Source organism: Methylobacterium sp. DB0501, from assembly GCF_011043735.1.
GTDB lineage: Bacteria > Pseudomonadota > Alphaproteobacteria > Rhizobiales > Beijerinckiaceae > Methylobacterium > Methylobacterium alsaeris.
Genome location: NZ_JAAKGV010000007.1, coordinates 273,585 through 296,861 on the forward strand (window position 1 = coordinate 273,585; position 23,277 = coordinate 296,861).

15 protein-coding genes are annotated in these 23,277 nt (G+C 71.6%); 7 read left to right on the forward strand and 8 right to left on the reverse strand.

Annotation, left to right across the window (positions count from 1 at the left end):
• Window positions 1-44 precede the first annotated feature (44 nt).
• The 4 genes from G4G93_RS12920 to G4G93_RS12935 all read left to right on the forward strand — a co-directional run bounded on the left by G4G93_RS12920 (window position 45) and on the right by G4G93_RS12935 (window position 10,903).
• The gene (locus G4G93_RS12920; RefSeq protein ID WP_165084777.1) at window positions 45-1,349 is read left to right on the forward strand and encodes a UDP-glucose/GDP-mannose dehydrogenase family protein; all 1,305 of its coding nucleotides are present in this window, start codon (window positions 45-47) and stop codon (window positions 1,347-1,349) included.
• A gap of 112 nt (window positions 1,350-1,461) precedes the next feature.
• On the forward strand, window positions 1,462-1,698 hold the full coding sequence (locus G4G93_RS12925) for an Lrp/AsnC ligand binding domain-containing protein (RefSeq protein ID WP_048426071.1): 237 nt from the start codon (window positions 1,462-1,464) through the stop codon (window positions 1,696-1,698).
• Between the two features lie 392 nt (window positions 1,699-2,090).
• Window positions 2,091-9,536 carry a type I polyketide synthase gene (locus G4G93_RS12930; RefSeq protein ID WP_165084779.1) on the forward strand — a complete coding sequence of 2,482 codons (7,446 nt, stop codon included), beginning with the start codon at window positions 2,091-2,093 and terminating at the stop codon, window positions 9,534-9,536.
• Complete coding sequence (locus tag G4G93_RS12935; RefSeq protein ID WP_165084781.1) at window positions 9,533-10,903, forward strand: aminotransferase class I/II-fold pyridoxal phosphate-dependent enzyme; 1,371 nt, start codon at window positions 9,533-9,535, stop codon at window positions 10,901-10,903. Before G4G93_RS12930 ends, G4G93_RS12935 begins: the two co-directional genes overlap by 4 nt.
• Before the next feature lie 96 nt (window positions 10,904-10,999).
• Here the strand turns inward: G4G93_RS12935 and G4G93_RS12940 are convergent, their stop codons facing one another.
• A complete protein-coding gene (locus G4G93_RS12940; RefSeq protein ID WP_165084783.1) occupies window positions 11,000-11,848 on the reverse strand; it encodes a formyltransferase family protein in 849 nt (282 codons plus the stop codon).
• A 55-nt stretch (window positions 11,849-11,903) separates the two neighbouring features.
• The gene (locus G4G93_RS12945) at window positions 11,904-12,677 is read right to left on the reverse strand and encodes an SDR family oxidoreductase (RefSeq protein WP_165084785.1); all 774 of its coding nucleotides are present in this window, start codon (window positions 12,675-12,677) and stop codon (window positions 11,904-11,906) included.
• A gap of 262 nt (window positions 12,678-12,939) precedes the next feature.
• Between G4G93_RS12945 and G4G93_RS12950 the strand changes: the two genes are divergently transcribed.
• Window positions 12,940-14,904 carry a capsular polysaccharide biosynthesis protein gene (locus tag G4G93_RS12950; protein ID WP_165084787.1) on the forward strand — a complete coding sequence of 655 codons (1,965 nt, stop codon included), beginning with the start codon at window positions 12,940-12,942 and terminating at the stop codon, window positions 14,902-14,904.
• A gap of 3 nt (window positions 14,905-14,907) precedes the next feature.
• Here the strand turns inward: G4G93_RS12950 and G4G93_RS35925 are convergent, their stop codons facing one another.
• Both G4G93_RS35925 and G4G93_RS12960 read right to left on the reverse strand, forming a co-directional pair.
• Window positions 14,908-15,183 carry a hypothetical protein gene (locus G4G93_RS35925; RefSeq protein ID WP_246736727.1) on the reverse strand — a complete coding sequence of 92 codons (276 nt, stop codon included), beginning with the start codon at window positions 15,181-15,183 and terminating at the stop codon, window positions 14,908-14,910.
• 449 nt (window positions 15,184-15,632) lie between these two features.
• Window positions 15,633-17,027 (reverse strand): capsule biosynthesis protein, encoded by a 1,395-nt coding sequence (locus G4G93_RS12960; RefSeq protein WP_165084789.1) that lies wholly within the window; start codon window positions 17,025-17,027, stop codon window positions 15,633-15,635.
• Window positions 17,028-17,721: 694 nt separating this feature from the next.
• Between G4G93_RS12960 and G4G93_RS12965 the strand changes: the two genes are divergently transcribed.
• On the forward strand, window positions 17,722-18,954 hold the full coding sequence (locus tag G4G93_RS12965) for a polysaccharide biosynthesis/export family protein (RefSeq protein ID WP_206289722.1): 1,233 nt from the start codon (window positions 17,722-17,724) through the stop codon (window positions 18,952-18,954).
• Window positions 18,955-19,051: 97 nt separating this feature from the next.
• Here G4G93_RS12965 and ettA read toward each other — a convergent pair whose 3' ends face one another.
• The 4 genes from ettA to G4G93_RS12985 form a co-directional block, all read right to left on the reverse strand.
• Window positions 19,052-20,704: an energy-dependent translational throttle protein EttA gene (gene ettA / locus G4G93_RS12970; RefSeq protein WP_165084791.1), complete on the reverse strand. Its 1,653-nt coding sequence runs from the start codon at window positions 20,702-20,704 to the stop codon at window positions 19,052-19,054.
• Window positions 20,705-20,930: 226 nt separating this feature from the next.
• Window positions 20,931-21,233 carry a hypothetical protein gene (locus tag G4G93_RS12975; RefSeq protein ID WP_246736728.1) on the reverse strand — a complete coding sequence of 101 codons (303 nt, stop codon included), beginning with the start codon at window positions 21,231-21,233 and terminating at the stop codon, window positions 20,931-20,933.
• Between the two features lie 28 nt (window positions 21,234-21,261).
• Window positions 21,262-22,164, reverse strand: a complete 903-nt coding sequence (locus tag G4G93_RS12980) for a DNA/RNA non-specific endonuclease (protein ID WP_206289744.1) — start codon at window positions 22,162-22,164, stop codon at window positions 21,262-21,264.
• A gap of 20 nt (window positions 22,165-22,184) precedes the next feature.
• Window positions 22,185-22,421: a hypothetical protein gene (locus G4G93_RS12985; protein WP_165084793.1), complete on the reverse strand. Its 237-nt coding sequence runs from the start codon at window positions 22,419-22,421 to the stop codon at window positions 22,185-22,187.
• A gap of 269 nt (window positions 22,422-22,690) precedes the next feature.
• Here G4G93_RS12985 and G4G93_RS12990 point away from each other — a divergent pair.
• The coding region (locus tag G4G93_RS12990) for a 1-deoxy-D-xylulose-5-phosphate synthase N-terminal domain-containing protein (protein WP_312891941.1) at window positions 22,691-23,277 on the forward strand (587 nt) is incomplete at its 3' end.

Here is a 23,277-nt window from a genome sequence, read left to right on the forward strand (position 1 = left end):
GTGCCCGCGGGCGCCGGGCCGCGCCGCTGCCGAGGGGACGTGAGATGCGCGTTGCGATGGTGGGAGCGGGCTATGTCGGCCTGGTCTCCGGAGCCTGCTTCGCCGATTTCGGCCACACGGTCGTGTGCGTCGACACCGCGCCGGAGAAGATCGCCGCCCTGAAGGACGGCCGCATCCCGATCTACGAGCCCGGCCTCGACGCCCTGGTGGCCGAGAACGTGCGCCAGAGCCGCCTCGCCTTCACCACCGACCTGCGCCAGGCGGTCGCCGGGGCCGACGCGGTGTTCATCGCGGTCGGCACGCCGTCCCGCCGCGGCGACGGCTTCGCCGACCTCTCTTACGTCCACCAGGCGGCGCGCGACATCGCGGCCGCGGTCACCGGGCCGACGGTCGTCGTCACCAAGTCCACGGTGCCGGTCGGGACCGGCGACGAGGTCGAGCGCATCGTCCGCGAGGCGCGGCCCGACCTCGCGATCGCGGTCGCCTCGAATCCGGAATTCCTGCGCGAGGGCGCGGCGATCGCCGACTTCAAGCGCCCCGACCGGATCGTCATCGGGGCCGACGATCCGGCGGCTGCCGCGGTGGTGAGCGAGCTCTACCGCCCGCTCTACCTCAACCACGCACCCATCCTAGTGACGAGCCGGCGCACCGCCGAGCTGACCAAGTACGCGGCGAACGCCTTCCTGGCGACCAAGATCACGTTCATCAACGAGATCGCCGATCTCTGCGAGCAGGTCGGCGCCGACGTGCAGGAGGTCGCCCGCGGCATCGGGCTCGACAACCGCATCGGCCGCAAGTTCCTGCATGCCGGGCCCGGCTACGGCGGCTCATGCTTCCCGAAGGACACGCTCGCGCTGGTCAAGACGGCGCAGGATGCGGGCTCGCCGGTGCGGCTCGTCGAGACGGTGGTGGCGGTCAACGACAGCCGCAAGCGCGCGATGGCCCGCAAGGTGGCGGCGGCCTGCGGCGGCTCGGTCCGGGCGAAGCGGATCGCGGTGCTCGGGCTCACCTTCAAGCCGAACACCGACGACATGCGCGAGGCGCCGTCCCTCGCGATCATCGCCGGGCTGCAGGATGCCGGCGCCAGGATCGTGGCCTACGACCCGGAGGGGGTGGAGCAGGCCCGCGCCCACCTGACCGGGGTGGAGTACGCCGCCGATCCCTATACCTGCGCCGAAGGAGCGCAGGCTCTCGTGATCGTGACCGAGTGGGACGCGTTCCGGGCCCTCGATCTCAAGCGCCTGCGCGCCGCCATGGCCGAGCCGGTGCTCGTGGACCTGCGCAACATCTACCGGCCGGAGGACGTCCGCAGGCTGGGCTTCACCTATGCCAGCATCGGGCGCCCCTGACGGGCATGGTGTCGGGGCGCCCCGCGTCCCATCGCGACCGTCCTGCAGGATGCCCGGCCGTCGTTTCGAATTTTTATAAGTCAGAATTCAGCACATCGCCAGGAGAGAGCCGGTGCAGACCTTCTTCGTCGAGATCAAGTGCCGCCTGGGCAAGACCTATACCGTCGCGAGTGCTCTGGCCGACCGCGAGATCGCCTCCGAGATCTATTCGACGGCCGGTCACTACGACGTTCTCGCCAAGTTCCACGTCGATGACGGGGTGGATATCGGGCATTTCGTGGCCGAGCACGTGCAGACGATTGCGGATATCCAGGATACCCGCACCATCATCACCTTCAAGGCCTTCTGACCGCCCGCCCCGGCCGGTTGTCCGGCAAGGGGCGGACGAGCCGGCGGACCTGCGCTCTGCCGCATTGCGACCCGATTCATCGGGTCTAACGCTACAGGCGCGCTCCGGCCCTGCCGGGACCGCGAACAAGCTTAACCCTATCGTATGCAACGCCGCGCATGTTGATCGGATGACAATGTTAGGCCGTTGCGCCGGCGTTTCGCCGGAGTGGGCGGCAGAACTTCGACTGATGAAGGCATGTCACAGGTGAACCTTGTCTTGCTCGTCCGGGGTGGGGGGTGCCCGTCCGGGGTTGGCGCGATGCGGGCCTCATACTATGGGTTGGGTTGAATTGCCCGGGTGCGGCGCCGTCGCGTCCGGTCCTCCGTAAAAGAGCGTGTAGCGAATCGAACGTGACACAGCGTCCTGACATCGCGATCATCGGTCGGGCCTGCCGGCTTCCGGGCGCCTCCGGCGTCGACAGCCTCTGGCAGATGCTCATCGAGGGACGGTGCGCCGTCTCGCGCATCCCGGAGGACCGCTGGTCCCTCGAGCGCATGGGCCATCCCCGGGCGCAGGAGCGCGGCAAGAGCTACACCTGGGCCGCCGGCGTCATCGACGATCCGTGGTCGTTCGACCCTTCCGTGTTCGGCATCTCGCCCCGCGAGGCCGAGCAGATGGACCCGCAGCAGCGCCTGCTGCTGGAACTGACCTGGGAAGCCCTGGAAAGCGCGGGCCTGCGGCCGTCGGCCATCGCCGGCAGCCCGATCGGCGTGTTCGTGGGTGCCTCCTCGCTCGATTACGGCAATCTGCGGGTGCTCGACACCGCCTCGGGCGACGCCTACGCGGCGACCGGCAACACGTTGTCGATCCTGTCGAACCGCATCTCCTACATCTTCGACCTGAAGGGGCCGAGCTTCACCCTCGACACCGCCTGCTCGTCGTCCCTGGTCGCCCTCGACGCCGCGGTGGCGGCGATCGCCTCGGGGCGGATCGACACGGCGGTGGTGGCGGGCGTCAACCTGCTGGTCAGCCCGTTCAACTTCGTGTCGTTCTCCAACGCCTCGATGCTGTCGCGCACCGGCCTGTGCCAGGCCTTCTCGGCCAGCGCCGACGGCTACGTGCGCGCCGAGGGCGGCGTCGTCCTGGTGCTGCAATCGGCCAAGGCCGCCGCCCGCAACGGCGCGACGGTGCGCGGCGTGATCGCCGCCTCGAAGGTCAATTCGGACGGGCGCACCACCGGCATCTCCCTGCCGTCGGGCTACGCGCAAGGCGCACTCCTCGACGAGATCTACCGTGAGGCGGGCGTCGCCCTCGACGCGATCGCCTTCGTGGAGGCCCACGGAACCGGGACGCCGGTCGGCGATCCGATCGAGGCCGGCGCCATCGGCGGCAAGCTCGGCCGCGGCCGCGCCACGCCGCTGCCGATCGGCTCGATCAAGACCAATATCGGCCATACCGAGCCGGTCTCGGGCCTCGCCGGCCTGCTCAAGGCGAGCCTCGCCCTCGAGCACGACCTGCTGCCGCCCTCGCTGCACAGCGCCGAACTGAACCCGGCGATCCCGTTCGACGAGCTGAACCTCGCGGTCAATCGCGAACTCCGGCCCCTGCCCCGTACGGCCAAGGAGCGCTTCGCCGGCGTCAACTCGTTCGGCTTCGGCGGCACCAACGCCCACGTCATTCTGACCGACCCGGCGCCCGTCGCGGCGGCCCCGGCGGCACAGGTCTCCACGCCCGAGGTGCTGCTGGTCTCGGCCCAGACCAAGGCGGCGCTCGCCGACCTCGCCCAGGATTACGCCGCCCGCCTCGACGGGGCGGACGCGGCGGACCTATCCCGCGTCGCCGCGGCGGCGGCCTATCGCCGCGAGCGCCTGCCGGTCCGCGCCGCGATCCCGCTGCGCAACCTCGATGCCGGGGACGTGACCGAGGCCCTGCGGGCGATCGCCGAGGGCGAGGAGACGCAAGCTGCCGTCGTCGCCACTGCGGTCGAGCGCGCCGGCGGCGTCGCCTTCGTGTATTCGGGCAACGGCAGCCAGTGGGCCGGGATGGGCCGGGACGCCTACGCCCTCAACCCGGTCTTCCGCGCCCGCTTCGACGAGGCCGACGCCCTGTTCCGGCCGCTTGCCGGCTGGTCGCTGAAGGAAGCCCTGCACGCCGACGACCTGGAGAAGCGACTCGCTCTCACCAGCGTGTCGCAGCCGCTGATCTTCGCCATCGAGGCGGCGTCCACCGCGGCCCTGCGGGCGATCGGCCTCACGCCGACCGCGATCGTCGGCCACTCGGTCGGCGAGATCGGCGCGGCGGAAGCCGCCGGCATCCTGACCCTCGAGCAGGCCGTCAAGGTCATCTACTACCGCTCGAAGCACCAGGAGGCGACCCGCGGGCTCGGCACCATGGCGGTGCTGCTCGCTCCCGTCGAGGAGGTGCAGGCGTTCCTCGCCGACTTCCCCGAGCTCGACATCGCCGCCTACAACAGCCCGAAGGCCGTGACGGTGGCGGGCCCCGTGGCGATCATTGATGCGGCCATGAAGGCGCTGGCGCGCAAGCGCCGCCGCGGCCGCAAGCTCGACCTCGACTACGCCTTCCACGGCCGGCTGATGAACCCGATCGAGGCGCCTCTGCGGCGCGACCTCGCGGGCTTGGCGCCGAGCCCCGGCACGGTGCCGCTGGCCTCGACGGTGACCGGCGACGTGCTCGACGGCCGCGCCTTCGATGCCGGCTACTGGTGGCGCAACATCCGCGAGCCGGTGCAGTTCAGCGCGGCGATCCAGGCGGCGGCGCAGGCCGGAGCCCGGATCTTCGTCGAGGTCGGCCCCCGTCCGACCCTGCTGCCGCATGTCGGCGATTGCCTGGAGCCCCTCGGCCTCGACGGTGCCACCGTCGGCGTATTGCCCAAGAAGGCACTCTCGGCCGACCCGTTCCGGCGCGCCCTCGCCGCGGCGCTCGCTGCAGGTGCCGTGGTCGACGAGGACGTCGCCTTCGGGGCCGACCCGGCCGGCAGCGTGGCGCTGCCGCACTATCCCTGGCAGCGCAAGGTGTTCCGCCTGCCGGAGACCACCGAGGCGATGAACCCGGCGAGCGCCCGGCCCTACCATCCGCTGATCGGCACCCGCCAGGGTCCGGACGGGTTGGAATGGCTGGCCCATCTCGACGTCGCGACGTTGCCCGAGCTCGACGACCACCGCATCGACGGACAGGCGATCCTGCCCGGCGCGGGCTTTGCCGAGATGGCGCTGGCGGTCGGCCGCGAGATCGTGCGTTCCGAGACCGTGACGCTGGCGGATCTCGAGATCCAGCAGCCGATGGTCTTCGCCGACGACGCGGTGCGCGAGGTGCTGTCCCGGTTCTCGCCGGGCGCTAACCTGGTGCAGATCCTGTCCCGGCCGCGCTTGAGCCAGGCGCCGTGGCAGCTCCACGCCGTCGCCAAGCTGGTCGAGGGCGAGACCCCGCTGCCGCCGCGCCTGACCGGCCGCGACGCGGCCGCCCTGCCCTCCGAGACCACGGTCGAGGGTGAGGCGCTCTACGCCCGCGCCAAGGCTTCCGGCCTCGGCTTCGGCCCGAGCTTCCGTCAGGTCGCCCGCTCGGCCCGGCTCGACGACGCCACCATCGTCTCCGATCTGCTGCCGGCCGAGGCGAACACGCGTTACGGCGTGGCGCCGGCGCGCCTGGATTCCTGCTTCCACGGCCTGATCCTGCTCTTCGCCGACCTCCTCGGCGAGGCGGCGAGCCGGGCCTACGTCCCGATCCGCTTCGGCGAGATCCGGCTCGTGCGCCCCGGCGCGACGATCGCCCGTGCGGTGATCCGCACTCGGCGCTGCAACGAGCGCAGCATCCTGGCCGACTTCACCCTGGTGGACGCGGCCGGCGAGGTGATCGCCTCCTTGCGCGAGGGCAGGTTCCAGGCCCTGCGCATGAAGGCCGGCAACGACCTCGACGCCTTCGCGATCCGGCAATTCACCGAACTCGCCACCGAGCCGACGGCGATCGCCCTCGAGCCGCAACCCGCCGTCGCGGCCCTGGTGCGCCGGCATGCCGGCGCGGTCACGGCCACCGGCGAGGCGGCACTCGGCGCCGGCCACATGCTGCTCGAAGGCTGGGCGACCTCGCTCGCCGACCGGCTCGCCCGCGGTCTCGCGGTCGGCGGCGTCGTCGACGTGGCGGCGTCGCGCCGGCTGCCGGCGGCTCTGCGGCCCTGGCTCGTCAACCAGCTTCTGGCGCTCGAGGTCAGCGGCCTCGCGGATTCGGCGGGCGACGGGCGCTGGCGCCTGCGCGCCGACGTGACGCTGCCCGAGCCCGACGAGATCATGCGCTGGATCGCGGCGGATCATCCCGAGCTGTCGGCGGAGCTGCTGCTCTGCGCCGATCTCGGCGCCGTGGTGTCGCGCATCCTCGCCGGCTCGCTCGCCGACGCTCCGTCCCTGCCGCAGGCGGCGCTCGATGCCTTCTGCCTCCGCGGTGCCACCGTGCGGGCCTCGGCCGATGCGGTGATGCGGCTTCTGTCCGACAGCGCCGCGTCGCTCCCCCGCGACCGGGCCCTGCGCCTGCTCCAGGTCGGGTTCGGGCCGCTCTCGGCCCAGGTCGCGACCTTCGCCGGCCTGCACGAGGCGCGCCTGACGGTGTTCGAGGCCGATCGGCGCCTCGCCGAGCGCGCCCGCCTCGCCCTGCCGGCCGGCGTCACGATCGTCGAGGATCCGGCGGGCCTCGGCCAGGCCGCGTTCGACGCGGTGCTGGCGAGCGACGTGCTTCACCGCGCCTCCCGCGACCTCTTCAGCCCCCTGGCATCGAGCCTCGCGGCCGGCGGCCTGTTCGTGGCGGTCGAGCCCGGCGCCTCGCTGTTCCGCGACATGGTGTTCGGCCTCAACGCCGGCTGGTTCGAGACCGTCGGCGACGTGCCGGTCGGGCGCCTCGACGACGTGGCGGGCTGGCAGCGCTCGTTGAGCGCCGTCGGCCTCGTCAAGGTCGCGGCGGATCGGGCAGTCACCCGCAACGGCAACGACCTCCTGCTGCTCGCCGAGGCCCCGCCCCGGCCGAGGGCCGCCGCCGGCCAGAGCTTCGCCTTCGTGATCGGCTCCGAGGACGAGTTCGCGGCCGAGACCGCCTCGTCGCTGGCCACCCTCCTGGTGGCGAGCGGGGTCCACGTCTCGATCATCCTCGATTCCGAGACGTCGCTGCGCGAGCTCGAGCGCGAGACGCCCGACACGGTCGTCTACCTCGCCGGTGCCTTCAACCGCGGCGGCGAGCCGGCCGAGCGGCTGCGCGAGCGCTGCCTCGGGCTCAAGCGCTGCGTCGAGCATCTCGGCAGCCGCCAGACCCGGCTCTGGGTCGTCTGCCCCGGCGCCACCCGCGACCGCGGCGGGCTCGCCTGCGGCGTCGAGGCCGGCATCTGGGCCTTCACCCGGACGCTCGCCAACGAAGTGGCCAACCTCGACGTGCGCCGCATCGACCTGTCGACGGCGATCTCCTCGAAGCGCGCCGCCGAGCGCCTGCGCGACCTGATCCTGTCCGGCACAGCCGAAACCGAGATCGTGGTCGACGACGATGCGACCCGCGTGGTGCGCTTCTCGCAGGGCGCGCGCCCGGCCCGCCGCTCCGGTCCGGCGGCGCCGGCCGCGCGGCTCGAGCGCAGCACGACCGGCGGCCTCAACGAGATGCATTGGGGCCCGGCCGAGCGCGTCGCGCCCGGTCCCGGCCGGATCGAGATCGCGGTCGAGGCCACCGGCCTCAACTTCCGCGACGTGCTCTGGGCCCTGTCGATGCTGCCCGAGGAAATCCTCGAGGACGGCTTCGCCGGCCCGCGGCTCGGCCTCGAATGCGCGGGCCGCGTTGCCGCCGTCGGCGCGGGCGTGACCGCGTTCAAGCCCGGCGATCGGGTGGTGGCCTTCGCCCAGTCGGGCTTTTCCACCCATATCGTGGTGCCGGAGATGGTCGTGGCGGCCGCTCCCGAGGGGCTGTCGTCGGAGGCCGCCGCCACCACGCCGGTGGCGTTCCTCACGGCCTTCTACGGGCTCGTGACCCTCGCCCGCCTCAAGGCCGGCGAGTGGGTGCTGGTCCATGGCGGCGCCGGCGGCGTCGGCCTCGCGGCGCTCCAGATCGCCCGGATGCGCGGCGCCCGGGTCATCGCCACCGCGGGCTCGAACGAGAAGCGGGCGCTGGTCAAGGCGCTCGGCGCCGAGCACGTGCTCGATTCCCGCTCGCTCGCCTTCGTCGACGACATCCGCCGCATCACCGGCGACGGCGTCGATGTCGTGCTCAACAGCCTGTTCGGCGAGTCGATGGAGCGCAGCCTCAATTCGTTGAAGCCCTTCGGGCGCTTCGTGGAACTCGGCAAGCGCGACTACGTCGCCAACACCCATATCGGCCTGCGGCCGTTCCGCCGGAACCTGTCGTATTTCGGCGTCGATCTCGACCAGCTGCTCCAGTTCCAGCCGGACGAGGGCAAGCGGCTGTTCCGCGAGGTGATGGCGCTGTTCACCGACGGCAGCCTGAAGGCGCTGCCCTACCAGCCGTTCGCGGCCGAGGAGGTCTCGGACGCCTTCCGGCTGATGCAGCAATCCGGCCACGTCGGTAAGATCGTGATCGCGCCGCCCAAGGCCGGCACGATCCCGGCCGAGACGACGAAGCCCTTCGTGGTGGCGCCCGACCGCGTCCACCTCGTCACCGGGGGGCTCGGCGGCTTCGGCATCGAGGCGGCGCGCTGGCTCGCCGACCGGGGGGCGCGTCACATCGCGCTCGTCGGCCGCAAGGCGCCGTCCGGCGAGGCGGCACTCTCGACCATCGCGGACCTCAAGGCCCGCGGCGTCGCCGTGCAGGTCGAATCCTGCGACATCACCGACCGGTCCTCGGTCCAGCGCCTGCTGGAGCGGGTGGAAGCCGGAGGGGTGAAGCTCGCCGGCATCATCCACGGCGCGATGGTGCTGCAGGACGGCCTGATCGCGAACCTCGATCCGGCCGCCCTCGAGGCGGTGATCGCCCCCAAGGTGATCGGCGCCGGCCATCTCGACGCGCTGACCCGCGACCGGGCGCTCGACTACTTCGTGCTGTTCTCCTCGGCCACGACCTTCATCGGCAATCCGGGCCAGGGCTCCTACGTCGCCGCCAACGGCTTCATGGAGGGCCTCGCCCGCCAGCGCCGGCGCCTCGGCCTGCCGGCCCTGGCGGTGGCCTGGGGCGCGATCGGCGACGTGGGCGTGCTCGCCCGCAACAAGGCGGTGATGGAGACGCTCGCCGGCCGCGTCGGCGTGACCCCGGTCGATGCCCGCAAGTCCCTCGACCTGATGGCCGAGGCTCTGGGCCTGCAGGGCACGGCGCCCGACGACGCGGTGATCGCCATCGCGGCGATGCACTGGGGCAAGGCGCGCGAGCGCCTCGCGACCCTGCGCTCCCCGAGCTATGCCAGCCTCGGCTCGGAGCAGCAGGCGGAGGCCGGCGGCCAGGCCGCGATCAGCATCCCGGGCCTGCTGCGGGCCCACGATCTCGACGACGTCCGCAAGACCGTGGCGGACGCCATCGTGGAGGACATCGCCCGCATCCTGCGCCTGCCGAAGGACGACATCAGCCGGGTGCGCCAGCTCTCGGAGATCGGCCTCGACTCGCTGATGGGCGTCGAGCTGGGCGCGAGCCTGCAGGAGCGCTTCGGCCTCGACGCGCCGCCCTCCGGCGTGTCGAGCGGCCAGACCGTGACCGAACTCGCCGACACCCTGATCCAGTCGGTGGCGGCCCCGGTCGACGAGAGCGCGGCGGCGGTGCTCAGCCTGTCGCAGCGCCATGGCGGTGTGGAGGCGGCCGACGCCGAAGCGCTCCAGTCCCTTCAGGTGCTGGTCGAGAAGAACAGCCAGGACATCAAGGTCATCACCCAATGAGCAGCGGATCCTCCCACGGCGCGGGCGGGCGCGAGGCCCTGGCGGGCTTCGTCGCCGCCCGCCTCGGCAAGGCTCCCGTCCGTCCCGCCCCGGCCCGGCCGGAGCCCAAGCCCGTCCTCGCCCAGGCCCAGAGCTTCGACAGCCTGCCGGCCTACAAGGAGCTGAAGCTCCAGCGCTCCGCCGCCGACCTGATCGGCCTCGGCAACCCGTTCTTCCGCGTCCACGACGCCAAGGCCGGCGCGACGACGCGGATCGACGGCCGCGCCTTCACCAACTTCTCGTCCTACGATTACCTCGGGCTCAACGGCCATCCGGAGGTGAACGCGGCGGCGCAGGAGGCGCTCGCCGTCTACGGCACCTCGTCCTCGGCGAGCCGGATCGTGGCCGGCGAGCGCCCGGGCCATCTCGTCCTCGAGAAGGCGATCGCCGCGCATTACGGCACCGAGGCCTGCGTCGTGATGGTGAGCGGGCATGCCACCAACGTGGCGACCATCGCGGCCCTGCTGGAGCCCGGCGACGTGATCTATCACGACGCCCTGATCCACAATTCCGTGGTCACCGGCGCGCAGCTCTCGGGCGCCCAGCGCCGCAGCTTCGCCCATAACGACCTCCAGGCCCTGGAGTCGCTGCTGCACGCCACCCGCCACGAGCACCGCCGGGCGCTGATCGTGATCGAGGGCCTCTACAGCATGGACGGGGACGCCCCCGACCTCGCCGGATTCGTCGCCCTCAAGGAGCGCTACGGCGCCTGGCTGATGGTCGACGACGCCCACGGCCTCGGCGTGCTCGGCCACGAGGGCCACGGCCTGCACGAGCATTGCGACGTAGCCCCCGGCAGCGTCGACATCTGGATGGGCACGCTGTCGAAGACCCTGTCCTCCTGCGGCGGCTACGTGGCGGGCGCAGCAGCGCTCGTCGAACTCCTGAAATGCACCGCCGGCGGCTTCGTCTACTCGGTCGGTCTCTCGCCGCCGCTCGCCGCCGCCGCCACCGCGTCCCTGGCGCTAATGCGCCGCGAGCCCGAGCGGGTGGCGCGGCTTCGCCGTAACGGCGCCCTGTTCCTCGCCTGTGCCCGCGAGCGCGGCCTCGATACCGGCACCAGCCTCGGGCTCGCCGTGGTCCCGGTGATCCTCGGCGACTCGCTCAAGGCCGTGACGCTGTCCGACCGGCTGTTCAAGCGCGGCATCAACGTGCAGCCGATCATCCACCCGGCGGTGCCGGAGCGCTCGTCGCGCCTGCGCTTCTTCATCACCTCCGAGCACACGCCCGAGCAGATCCGCGAGACCGTCACGGTGCTGGCGGACGAGCTCGACGAGCTGAACCAGGGTGGGTCGCTGGTCGAGCGGCTGATGTCACGGCGGGCGTGAGATCCTTCAGGTCATTCTGGGGCCGTGCCGTCGGACTCGGGGTGACCTAACGGGTCGAGGGTGGGATGAAGACTGTGATGCGATCCGAGACTATGCTCACGGCCTGAGCGACAGGCTCAGCGCCTCGCGCAGATCCCCGGCATCGACGAGCTTCCGGTTCCGCTGCTTCAGGTCGCGCAGCTGTGCCCGTGTCGGAAAACCGCAATACGGCAGGACCGGAACGCTCCGTCCCTCCGGCAGCCCGCCCGCCCGCTCGGCCTCGGCCAGGACGCCTTCCAGCAGCGGCCGTCCGGCTTCGTGCAGCAGGATCGCCGCCCGCGAGGCGGTGACGCCCCCGGGCAGCGTCACCGGCGCTTGCGCCAGGATGCCGCCGGCATCGATCGCCGGGGCGAGCCGGTGCACCGTGACGCCGAAATCCGGCCTGTCCTCCAGGAGCGCGTGCAGGGTCGGCACCGGGCCGCGATGGCGCGGCAGCAGCGAGGGGTGGACGTTGAGCCCGCCCTTCGGCGCCGCCGCCAGGGTCGCGGCGTCGAAGATCTGGTCGAAGTGGAACGACAGGATCAGCTCGGCCCCGTGCTGCCGCAGGTGCCCGGTCGTCTCCGGCCCGTTCACGTCGGCGATGGTGGCATGCGGCAGGTTCAGCCGCCGGCACAGGCTGCGCAGGGGCGTCGCCTCCGGCACGTCGCGGCTGCCCGACAGCGCCTGCGTCGCGGGAGCGAGGCCCCGGACGAGGTCGGGAAGGCCGAAATTCACCGCCAGGTAGGGCAGGAAGCCGGGCCCGGAGCGCGTCAGGTGGCGCCGCACCTGGCCGGTCAGCCCGCCGGTGCTCGGCCGCTCGGGGTCGGACAAGCCCACGAAGGCGATCCGCGCGGCGTTGTCGGCGACGAAGCGGCGCACCGCCCGGGCGTTGGGCAGGGCTTCGAGGGTGAACAGGGCGATCCGCACCGGGTTTTTCGAAGCCTCCGCGACGAAGGGAAAGGTCAGCGCTGCCGGGGAAAGGTCAGCGCTGCTGGCGCTCGCTCATCCGGAAGCTGAAGCCGCGCATGCCGAGGCGCCGCCACGATTCCGGGATCAGCGCGGCGCCCCGCGCCGCCGCGGCGAGCGCCGCCGGGAAGGCGACCACCGCCTCGTCGCGGGCCAGGCCCTTGGCGATGCGCCTGGCCGCCGCTTCGGCGCTCATCTCGAGCGGGCGCCAGCCCTCGTAATCCGCGCCCATCGCGGTCTTCACGTAGCCCGGGCAGACCACGTTCATCCGCACGCCCTTCGGCGCCAGCTTCTCGCGCAAGGCGAGGCCGTGGGCCAGCAACGCCGCCTTGGTGCCGCTATAGGCCGGCGCGTCGGGGAGCGGCGCGTAGGCCGCGAGCGAGGAGATCAGCGCGATCTGTCCGCTACCCCGCGCGGCCATGAGGGCGACCGCCGGCAGCGCCACGTTGAGGGCGCCCATCAGGTTGACGTCGAGCACCAGGAAGGCGGTCTCCTCGGTCTCCAGGCCGCCTGCGGGGTGGCCGCCATTGACCCCCGCATTGGCGATCACGAGGTCGAGGCCGAGCCGCACCGAGACGTCGTCGATCCAGGCCCGTACGCCGTCCCTGTCGCGCACGTCGAGGGCGCAGGTCTCGACCGCGGAGCCCTTGCGCCGGCATAGGTCGGCCACCGCCTCCAGGCGCTCAGGTCCGCGGGCGTTCAGCACCAGGGTGGTGCCGGGAGCGGCGTAATGCTGCGCCAGGGCCGCACCGATGCCGCTCGACGCACCGGTGATCAGGATGACGGGCATGGATTCCCTCGGATCGGGTCGCGGCGGCACGGCCGCGCCTGTAGCACGGGGGCCCGGACCGGTCGCGAAAAAATCCGATCGGTGCCGGATCGAAAAAATCAGAACGACTTTAACGAAAACTGAGGCAGGACAGAGAGGTGAGCGGTCGCGGTGCGCCCGTGGCGTGCCGCGTGCGTGCTTGACGGGGCCGGGGTGATGTGGAACGGCCCCTGCTCCTGGTTGCAGTGCCGGGGCGGCACGGTCCGCAGTGAGTGAGAGGCGGATGGATCGCGGCAAGCTGAAGCGGTTGTGGCCCCGGATGCCGTCGGAGTCGGAAGGGCCCGGCCCGCGGCGCTCGCGGCGCCTGGGCAGCGAGCCGACCTCACGGCGGGTGCGCCTGAGCGACCGCTGGGACGAGGGCTTCCTGCGGCTCGGCGACGCCCGGGTCGAGCGTCCCTTGAGCTACATCATCGACGGGCTCGGCATCCATTACGACGCCACGGCGCCGAGCGAGCTCGAGGTGATGCTCGAGGAGGGCGGCTGGGAATCCGACGAGCTGATGGCCCGCGCCCGGGCCGGCATCGCGCGCCTGCGCAAGGGTCGGCTCAGCCTCGACAACGACCCCCGCCGCCGCGACCTGCCGGCCCGCGCGCCCGGATGCCGGCGCATCGTGATCGTCGACCAGGCCGTCGGCGACCCGACGGTCGGCTTCGGCCTCGCCGGCGCGAGCGCCTTCTCGGCGATGCTGGCGGCGGCCGCCGCCGACGCTCCCGAGGCCGAGCGCCTGGTGGTGATGGATCCCGCCGCCGAGATCGGCCGGCGCGGCCACATCGATGCCGCCGCCGCGGAGGCGGCCGGTGCGCGCCTGGTGGGCGACCCCGTCACCGCCTGGTCGGTGGCCGAGGACAGCGACCGGATCTACGTCGTCTCGGCCCATGCCGGCTTCGAGGCGGCGCTCGCGGGCACGCCCGTGACCTGCTTCGGTCTGCCCTTCTACGCCGGCTGGAGCTTCACCGACGACCGGCTCCACCTGCCCCGGCGCACCCGCCGGCGAAAGCCCGAGGAGGTCTTCGCCGCCGCCTACCTCGTCTGCTCGCGCTACTTCGATCCCTATACCGGCACGCCGACCAGTTTCGAGGATGCGGTCGCGCTCCTCGACCTCGTCGCGTCGCGCTGGCGCGAGAACGCGGTGCCGACCCTCTGCGTCGGCTTCTCGGCCTGGAAGCGGGACTGGATCGCCCGGACCCTGTCGGCGCCGGGCTACCGCCCGGAGATACGCCGGGGCGATGCGCCGGTGACGGCGAGGGAGCTGTCGAAGGTCCGGCGTGTCGTGACCTGGGCCAGCCGGATGCCGGCCGGCCTCGAGGCCGCCAGCCGCGAGGCCGGCGTGCCGCTCCTGCGCATGGAGGACGGCTTCCTGCGCTCGATCGGTCTGGGCGTCGCCCTGCGTCCGGGCGCCTCGCACGTCCTCGACGCGGCCGGCGTCTATTACGACGCGACGGGGCCGAGCGACCTCGAGACGCTGCTCGAGACCGGGACCTTTCCGCCCGAACTCCTCGCCCGGGCCGCCGCCTTGCGCGAGGCCGTGATCGAAGCCCGCGTCAGCAAGTACAATGTCGGCACCGCGGCGATGCCGGCGATGCCGCGACCGGGCCCGGTGGTGCTGGTCGCCGGCCAGGTCGAGAACGACGCCTCGATCCGCCTCGGGGGCGCGACGGTCTCGGGCAACGCCGCGCTCCTGCGCCTCGCCCGCGAGCGCAATCCCGGCGCGGTGATCGCCTTCAAGCCGCATCCCGACGTCGAGGCGGGCCTCAGGCCCGGATGGGTGCCACCGGACGAGTTGAGCGCCCATGCCGACGTGGTCCTGCGCGACGTCTCGGCGATCGACGCCGTCGAGGCGGCGGACCGGGTCGAGGTCGCGACCTCGCTGATCGGCTTCGAGGCGCTCCTGCGCGGCAAGGCCGTGACCACCCACGGGCTGCCCTTCTACGCCGGCTGGGGCCTGACCGAGGATCCCGGCTGCCCGCGCCGCACCCGCCGCCTGACCCTCGACGAATTGGTGGCCGGTGCCCTGATCCTCTACCCGCGCTACGTCGATCCGCGCACCGGCCTGCCCTGCCCGCCCGAGGTGCTGGTGCAGCGCCTCGCCGCCGGCGATCCCGAACTGGCGCGCCGCGCCCGCACCCCCGAGGCGGTGCTCAAGCAGGTCTGGTCGGTGATCTGGCGCCGGGTGCTGCGGCGGGGGTAAACCCTAGATCCTGGCCGACGCGTCGACGGCGACGGCGCCGACCGGGCGCCAGGGCGCGCCGCGGCCGGTCAGGCGGCGCCTCATGTCCTGCAGGCCGAGAGAGAGCGCCAGTTCACGCTCCGCAGGCCCGGCAGCGCCTTGGGGGTCGAGGCCGGTCCAGGGCAGGAACGGGTTGCGGCGGATATACGTATGCACTGTGACCCGGGTGTTCGCCCGCAGGCTCGGGGCCCGGGCGTGAAACCCGAACGTGTCGGCGATGACCAGAGTTTTGCCTTGCACCGCCACCCGTAACGGCGGGCCGTAGCCGAGGCCGGCGAGGTCCGCCTCGGCGATCCGGAACGAGCCGGCGGCGTGGTGGCCGTCGGCGGCGTCCCGGGACTCGATGCTCTGTGCCCGCTCCCAGTCGAGGCGCCCGGGCGTCAGCAGGTGCGAGCCCGGGACGTAGGTGAAGGGCCCGTCCTCCTCGGCGACGTCGTGCAGGAAGAATCAACCCTTGGTCGTATTGCGACTCGGCCGGTGCCGTCAGATCAGCATGGGCGCGATCGGTCCGGCTTTAACTTATGCGACTGCTTGTATGTCCGGCACAGGGCGGTTGTCCGGAAACAAAAAAACGGGGCCGTTTCCGGCCCCGTCCGATGGATTGCTTCCGGCAATCCTGTCGGATCGCTTTCGCGATGCGGATTTCGTCTTCGCTCAGACGCGCGGAGCAAAGCTCCGCCGTCGCGGTATCAGGCGTTCTGCAGCGCCTCGATGCCCGGCAGGTCGTCGCCGGCCTCGGGGAGCGTGCGGGCCCGGGAGCGGACCTCGAGCCAGGCCCCCTGCGTGAGGTCGAGGCGCGAGGCGGTGGCCTCCACCGCCGCCGCCATGCCCTCGCCCTTGTAGTAGACGCCGCGGATCTGGATGTTGGCGACGATCGCCTTGATGAAGGCATCCCACAGGTCGCGCCGCGGCGGCTCGGCCTGGGTCCAGAACGTTTCCAGCGCGCCCTGGTAGGTCAGGCCCTGGATGTCGTAGATCGCGGCGCCGAGCGTCATGGTCGGCTTAGCGGCCCGCATCGACCACAGGCCGACGGTGCTGTTGACCGTGACGACGCCGCGGCAGCCGTCCAGCATCGCCCCGAGGTCGCCGCCATCGGCGAAGTCGACCCGGTCGGCCACGCCCCACTTCTCGGCCGAGCGGCGCACGATGCGCGCCCAGTTGCGGATGCCCGGATCGAGGGGATGGATCTTGACGAGCAGGCGCGACTCGGCCGGCGCGTGCTCGGCGAAGGACCGGATCACCGCGTGGATCGGCGTCTTCAGGTCGAAGAACGGCGAATAGGCGCGCAGCTGGAAGTCGTTCTCCATCTGCAGCGGCAGCACGTAGTAGGTCGTGCCGGCCTCGCGCAGGCGGCGCACCAGGGCGTCGACCCGCGGGCCGGTGCGCTTGGCGCGCAGCATGTGCAGCCCGGTGCCGAGATAGATCAGGGCGTTGTGGTGCACCTGGTGCGACTTGTAGCCCGGATAGAGCCACCAGAGCCAGTTGCTCATCAGGTGGTAACCCATGTCCCAGACCGCCTGGAGCCAGAAGCTGTCGCGGTAGCGCGGCACCAGATCGGGCTCCGGCGCCTGCGCGGCCAGGGCCAGCACGGCGTCCGGATCCTTCGGGAAGCAGCTGTCGCCCGACATGCCGTCGCGCTCCAGCGTGATCCAGTCCGGCCGCAGGTAGCCGAAATCCGTCACCGTGACGTTCAGGCCGCGGGCCTTGGCGGCGGCGACTGCGACCTTGTGGTAGTAGCGCTGCTCGCCGAGCAGCATCAGGTCGGTCACGCCCTCGCGGTCGATCAGGTCGGCGACGAAGGCCGGCCAGGTCTCGCGGGTGCCGCGGAAATTGATTCCGCCGGCCCGGCGCCAGAACATCCAGTCGCCGAAGCAGAGGTTCACCCGCAGGCAGCGGTGGCCCCGCGCCTCCAGGGCGTCGGCGACCCGGGCGAAATACGGCGTGATCGGGCCCTGCAGGAACAGGAACACCTGGCGCCGGCCCGGACGGGCGGACGACCGGGCGTCCGTGCGGGAGTTCTGGCCCTGATTCTGGCGGGAATCCTGCTGGCTCGGCTCGACGGTTCGCGCGGGATCAGCTCTCACGGGCACACCTCGGGTCTGGGCGGGAGCCGGCGGCCGATCACGATCTGCCGGCACGGAGCCCTGGGACGGCGAAGGCCCGAGCAGGCTGCGGCCAGCCTGCCCGGACGGACTTTCGGGGCGCGCGAACCGCGCGCGAGCCGCTGACGAGGCGGACAGTATCGGCCGGCCCCGGCCGGGCAATGGCATGTCTGCAACACCGGTGGAAAATCGCGATGTTGCCGACACCTCAATGCCGCCCTCGATCCCGGCGACCGACGCCATAAGGCCTGCGATCTGGGCAGGAACGTGGAGATTCCGGGGTCATGCCCGTGATTCACACGCCGGGCGCCGATCGATGCATCCGCATCACAGGCCTGCGCGGCGCTTGAGCGATGCCGAATCGCGCGACGCCCGCCACCGCCACGCTCGCGACGCATTTGCGGCCGACGGCCTACCCGCCGGGCCGTCCGCCGTGGAGCCTGTGCAACACGCGCGCCGCTTGTGCATATCGCGGTCCCCGCGGCGCCCCGTTCATTCGATCGTAGCGATCCGGGGTGCTAGAGGAAGGATGGCGAAGCGTGGCCGCATGCGACCGCGCGGCTGCGCGCCGGCGGAAGCGGTGCGGCGGATGCCGGCCCGGTCGCGGCCGGCATCGATGGAGTGAAGACCGAAGGGGCCGTTGCCGACGGCCCCGCGTGGTGTCGGAGGGTGGTGCATGGTGCGCGTCGGTATGCCAGCGGTCCTGGTGGCCGCTTGCTTCATCGGGGGGTGCAGCAGCTTCCTGCCTGCGGCCGGGCCGACGGCGAGCGCGGTCGCGGAGGGCGCCGACATCGCCACCGACCAGGGCCTGCTCGCCCGCTACGAGATCGTCGACGTCGATGCCGCGGTGGTCGAGGCCCTGCGCGGTCGACCCCTCGACAGCCTCGTCGCCTCCTTCGGCGACCGGCGCCCGTCGGTGCAGCCGGTGATCGGCGTCGGCGACGCCGTGACCGTGACGATCTGGGAGGCCGGCAGCGGCGGCCTGTTCTCCGGCCCGGCGATCCCGGACCGCTTCTCCACCGGCTCGAAATCCTCCAGCATCCCCGAGCAGATCGTCGCCCGGGACGGCACGATCTCGGTGCCCTATGCCGGCCGCATCAAGGTGGCGGGCAAGCGCGCCCCGGACGTGCAGGCTCAGATCGAGCAGGAACTCGCCGGCAAGGCGATCCAGCCGCAGGTGCTCCTCACGGTGAACTCGCCGCTCAGCACCAGCGTCACGGTGCTGGGCGAGGCGGCGGCGGCCGGTGGCGGCGCCCGCCTGGCGGCAGCCCGCAGCGGGCCGGTCTCCAACCTCGGCGGCGGCCGCGTGCCGCTGACCGAGAAGGGCGACCGTCTGCTCGACGTCATCGCCACGGCGGGCGGCGTCTCGGCGCCGGTCAACGAGACCTTCGTGCGGCTGTCGCGCGGCTCGACCACCGCGACGGTACCGCTCACCGCCGTGGTCTCGAACCCCCGCGAGAACATCTTCCTGCGCCCGGGCGACACCCTCACCCTGGTGCGCGATCCCCAGACCTTCCTGGCGGTCGGCGCGACGGGGGCGAATTACGAGATCCCGTTCTCGGCCGAGGGCATCACGCTGGCCCAGGCTCTCGCCAAGTCCGGGGGCCTGCGCGACTTCCAGGCGGATCCGGCCGGCGTGTTCGTGTTCCGGTTCGAGCCGGCCTCGGTGGTGCGCCGCCTGCGCCCGACGAGCCCGCTGCTCTCCTCGAACTTCGTGCCGGTGGTCTACCGGATCAACATGCGCGATCCCAACAGCCTGTTCGTCTCCCAGGCCTTCCGGATGCGCAACCGCGACCTCGTCTACGTCTCGAACGCGCCCTTCACCGAGGTCCAGAAGGTGCTCAGCGTCTTCTCCACCGTCACCTCGCCGATCGCCTCCGGCGCCTCGCTCTACTCGGCCACCCGGTAGCACCGGGACGGTCCGGACATGCAAACGGGCCCCGCGGGGCCCGTTTTTCGGTCGGTCTCAAGGAAGGGCGGCGCCGGAGCGCCGCCCTCGTCCCCGCTCAGCGGCTGAACTTCTTGTACTTGATCCGGTGCGGGATGGTGGAATCGACGCCTAGGCGCCGCTTCTTGTCCGCCTCGTAATCGGCGAAGTTGCCCTCGAACCACTCGACGTGGCTGTCGCCCTCGAAGGCGAGGATGTGGGTCGCGATCCGGTCGAGGAACCAGCGATCGTGGCTGATGATCACCGCGCAGCCGGCATAATCCTCCAGCGCCTCTTCGAGCGCGCGCAGGGTATCGACGTCGAGGTCGTTGGTCGGCTCGTCGAGCAGCAGCACGTTGGCGCCGCTCTTCAGGATCTTCGCGAGGTGGACGCGGTTGCGCTCACCGCCCGACAGCACGCCGACCTTCTTCTGCTGGTCGGAGCCCTTGAAGTTGAAGGCGCCGCAATAGGCGCGCGAATTGATCTCGCGCTTGCCGAGATACAGGATGTCGTTGCCGCCCGAGATCTCCTGCCAGACGGTGGCATCGGGGTTGAGCGCGTCGCGGGACTGGTCGACATACCCGAGCTTGACGCTCTCGCCGACCCGGATCTCGCCCTTGTCGGGGGTCTCCAGGCCGTTGATCATCCGGAACAGGGTGGTCTTGCCGGCGCCGTTCGGGCCGATCACCCCGACGATGCCGCCCGGCGGCAGCTTGAACGACAGATCGTCGATCAGCAGCCGGTCGCCGAAGGCCTTTTCCAGGTGGTCGAACTCGATGACGTTGTTGCCGAGCCGCTCGGCGATCGGGATGACGATCTGGGCGGTCGAGGGGCCCTTCTCCTGGGACTTCGCGACGAGGTCCTCGTAGCGGGCGATACGGGCCTTGGACTTGGCCTGCCGGGCCTTCGGGGAGGCGGACACCCATTCCTGCTCGCGCTCGATGGTGCGCTGGCGCGACTCCTCCTCGCGGCCCTCCTGGGCGAGGCGCTTCTGCTTCTGGACCAGCCAGGACGAGTAGTTGCCCTCGTAGGGGATGCCCCGGCCGCGGTCGAGCTCGAGGATCCAGCTCGTGACGTTGTCGAGGAAGTAGCGGTCGTGGGTGACGATCAGGATCGCGCCCGGGTAGGAGCGCAGATGGCCTTCGAGCCAGCCCACGGTCTCGGCGTCGAGGTGGTTGGTCGGCTCGTCGAGGAGCAGGAGTTCCGGCTGCCACAGCAGCAGGCGGCAGAGCGCGACGCGGCGGCGCTCGCCGCCCGACAGGGTCGCCACGGCCACGTCGTCGCCCGGGCAGCGCAGGGCGTCCATCGCCTGGTCGACCTTGGAATCGAGATCCCACAGGCCCTTGGCCTCGATCTCGTCCTGGAGGCGGGTCATCTCGTCCGCCGTCTCCTCGGAATAGTTCATCGCGAGTTCGTTGTAGCGATCGAGGATCGCCTGGGACTCGGCGACGCCCTCCATCACGTTCTCGCGCACGGTCTTGTCCGGATCGAGCTGCGGCTCCTGCGGCAGGTAGCCGACCCGCGCGCCCTCGGCCACGAACCCGTCGCCGTTGAACTCGGTATCGATGCCCGCCATGATGCGCAGCAGCGTCGACTTGCCGGCGCCGTTGACGCCGAGCACGCCGATCTTGGCGTCCGGGTAGAAGGACAGGTGCACGTTGTCGAGCACCTTCTTGCCGCTGGAATAGGTCTTGGTCAGACCCCGCATGTGGTAGATGAATTCACGGGCCATGGGCTGTTCTTTCTGGAATATCTTGCCGGTGTGTCGTCGCGCGGTTGTGCGTCCGATGGTCCTGACCGGATTCGGGCCGGCTCCCGGGAGACGATCGTGACCGCCGGGCGCCGGCGCGGTCGGCCGCGCGTGGGAATGGGGATTGCTCCCGCGCTTACCAGGGCCGCCGGGGGGGTGCAAGGCGGCGTGAGGGCGCCCGGTGCCCGCCCCTCTCCTGAGGGACCCCTCACCCGAACGGGTTCTTGACCGCCTGCGTCGCCACCCGGACCTCGTCCGCCCGCTCCGGCAGGTCCGCCTCGCCTTCGAGCGCCGCCACGATCGCCGCCAGGGTCTTTGCCAGTGCGCGTGCCCGCTCCAGGCTTTCCCGGTCGCGGGCGAGATCGAGCGAGCCGTGGAGTGCGATCCGGGCGGTGCCGTTCTCGAAGGTCAGGCCGCCGAGGGTCTGGACCGCGGCATCGTCGGCGAAGGGGGTGAAGGCGGGCTTCGCCTGCGCGGGGGTCTTTTCGGACATCTGCGTCTTCTTGGACATGGGCGCCCTCCCGGACATCTGCGTCGTCTCAGAACAGCGAGCGGAGGAAGTCGCGCCAGGCGCGGCGGGCGGCGCGGCGCAGCTCGGCGGCGAGCCAGTCGAGGATCCCGGGCTCGCGGCGGCTGCGCGGGCCGCCGGCATACTCGTCGCGCTTCGGCTCGGGCAGCGGCATGATGCGGCGGCGGACCGAATCCGGCAGGTCCGGGAAGGCGACGATGCCGCCGATCGCCGCGAGCCGGTCGAGAGAGATCGCCTCCCAGGCTTCGCCCGGGGCGTTGCGGGCGAGGTAGACCCCCGCCTCGCCCCGATTGGCATCGTACACCGCCTTGAACAGTCGGGTCGGGATCAGCACCCGGCCGCGCAGGGACTGCACGCTCGCGCCCTCGAACAGCGGCCCGGTGACGACGAAGAGGTCGCCGCGCTCGATCGCCAGCGCCCTGACGCTGCTCTCGATTCCGGCCCAGAGCCGGCGGTTGTCGTCCGGGTTCTGCGGCACGATGTTGGCGAGGCTGAAGGATTCGGCTTGCGCGCTCGGGGTCGGCATGTCGCCCGACGGCGCCATGTGGCCCCGGTCCCAGCCGCTGCCGGCGTAATCCGCGAGGGTGGATTGCGCCGCTTCCGGCAACTGCTCTTCCTCATGGAAGGCATCGACCCGGTCGACCCGGCGGGCGGCCTCGACCCGGGCGGCGGTGAGGTGCTCGGCAGCATAGAGGGGGGTGCGCGACAGGCCCGAATAGAGGACGGCGAAAGCCTGGTAGCACAGGAGCGTGGTGTCGGCGGAGAGCCGAGGATTGGTCAGCACCGGGAGCGTGCCGCCGGCGAAGTGCTCCGGGCAGCTGCGCGCCAGGGCCGGCCCCGGCAGGACGAGGAGCAGCATCAGGAGGGCATTGCGGGCCGGCAGCCGCACGGCCTGGTTCACGACGGGCCCCATGGCGGCGGCCACGACCGGGATCACCCGCAGATCCGGACCCGGCGCGGGCCCTCCGGCGTCGGCCGCACCCGCCAGGTGCAGACGAGTACTCGGCGCCGCGAGACGATGTCGCAGGTGCGATCGGCGGGCGTGCAACGGGGCAGGTGCGGCAGCCAGGCGGGGTCCAACGCGGGGTAGAGCGGCACCGCCCGCGCCTGACCCGGCAGCGTCAGCAGGATGCCCAGGATGAACCCGCGCACCGGTATCGGCCGTCCCATCGGACCTCCGTGAGGGGATGCGTATTGGCGAGATCGCGCCGTACCTGCTCATTCTACCGCATCCCCGCGCAGCTGTCGCCTCGCCGCCGGAATTCACCGTGAGTTCAGGATGTTCTTGGGAGTTGTTGCGATGCGCACAGCCGCAACCGAAGCGGTTGCGCGGCGCCGATGGCGCGATCCCTCGCTTGCGGTATAACGGCCGCCATCTGCGAGGACCCCGGGCCGCGTTGCCCGGCGGGGTCCACCTTCGAATGAGCGAGTGTTACGACGTGTCCGATCTGGTCCTTCCCCTCCTCGACCGCGTCCGCGTTCCCGCGGACCTGCGCCAGCTGCCCGAGAGCGACCTGGCGCAGCTCGCCGCCGAGCTGCGCGCCGAGACCATCGACGCCGTCTCGGTCACCGGCGGCCACCTCGGCGCCGGCCTCGGCGTCATCGAGCTCACCGTCGCCCTCCACTACGTCTTCAACACTCCCGACGACCGCATCATCTGGGACGTCGGCCACCAGGCCTATCCCCACAAGATCCTGACGGGTCGCCGCGACCGCATCCGCACCCTACGCCAGGGCGGCGGCCTCTCGGGCTTCACCAAGCGCTCCGAGAGCCCCTACGATCCCTTCGGCGCGGCGCATTCCTCCACCTCCATCTCCGCCGGCCTCGGCATGGCCATCGGCCGCGACCTCGCGGATGCCGCCGCGAAGGCGCGCGGCGAGACGCCGCCGCGCCGCAACGTCGTGGCGGTGATCGGCGACGGCTCGATCTCGGCCGGCATGGCCTACGAGGCGATGAACAATGCCGGCGCGCTCAAGTCCCGCCTGATCGTCATCCTCAACGACAACGACATGTCGATCGCGCCGCC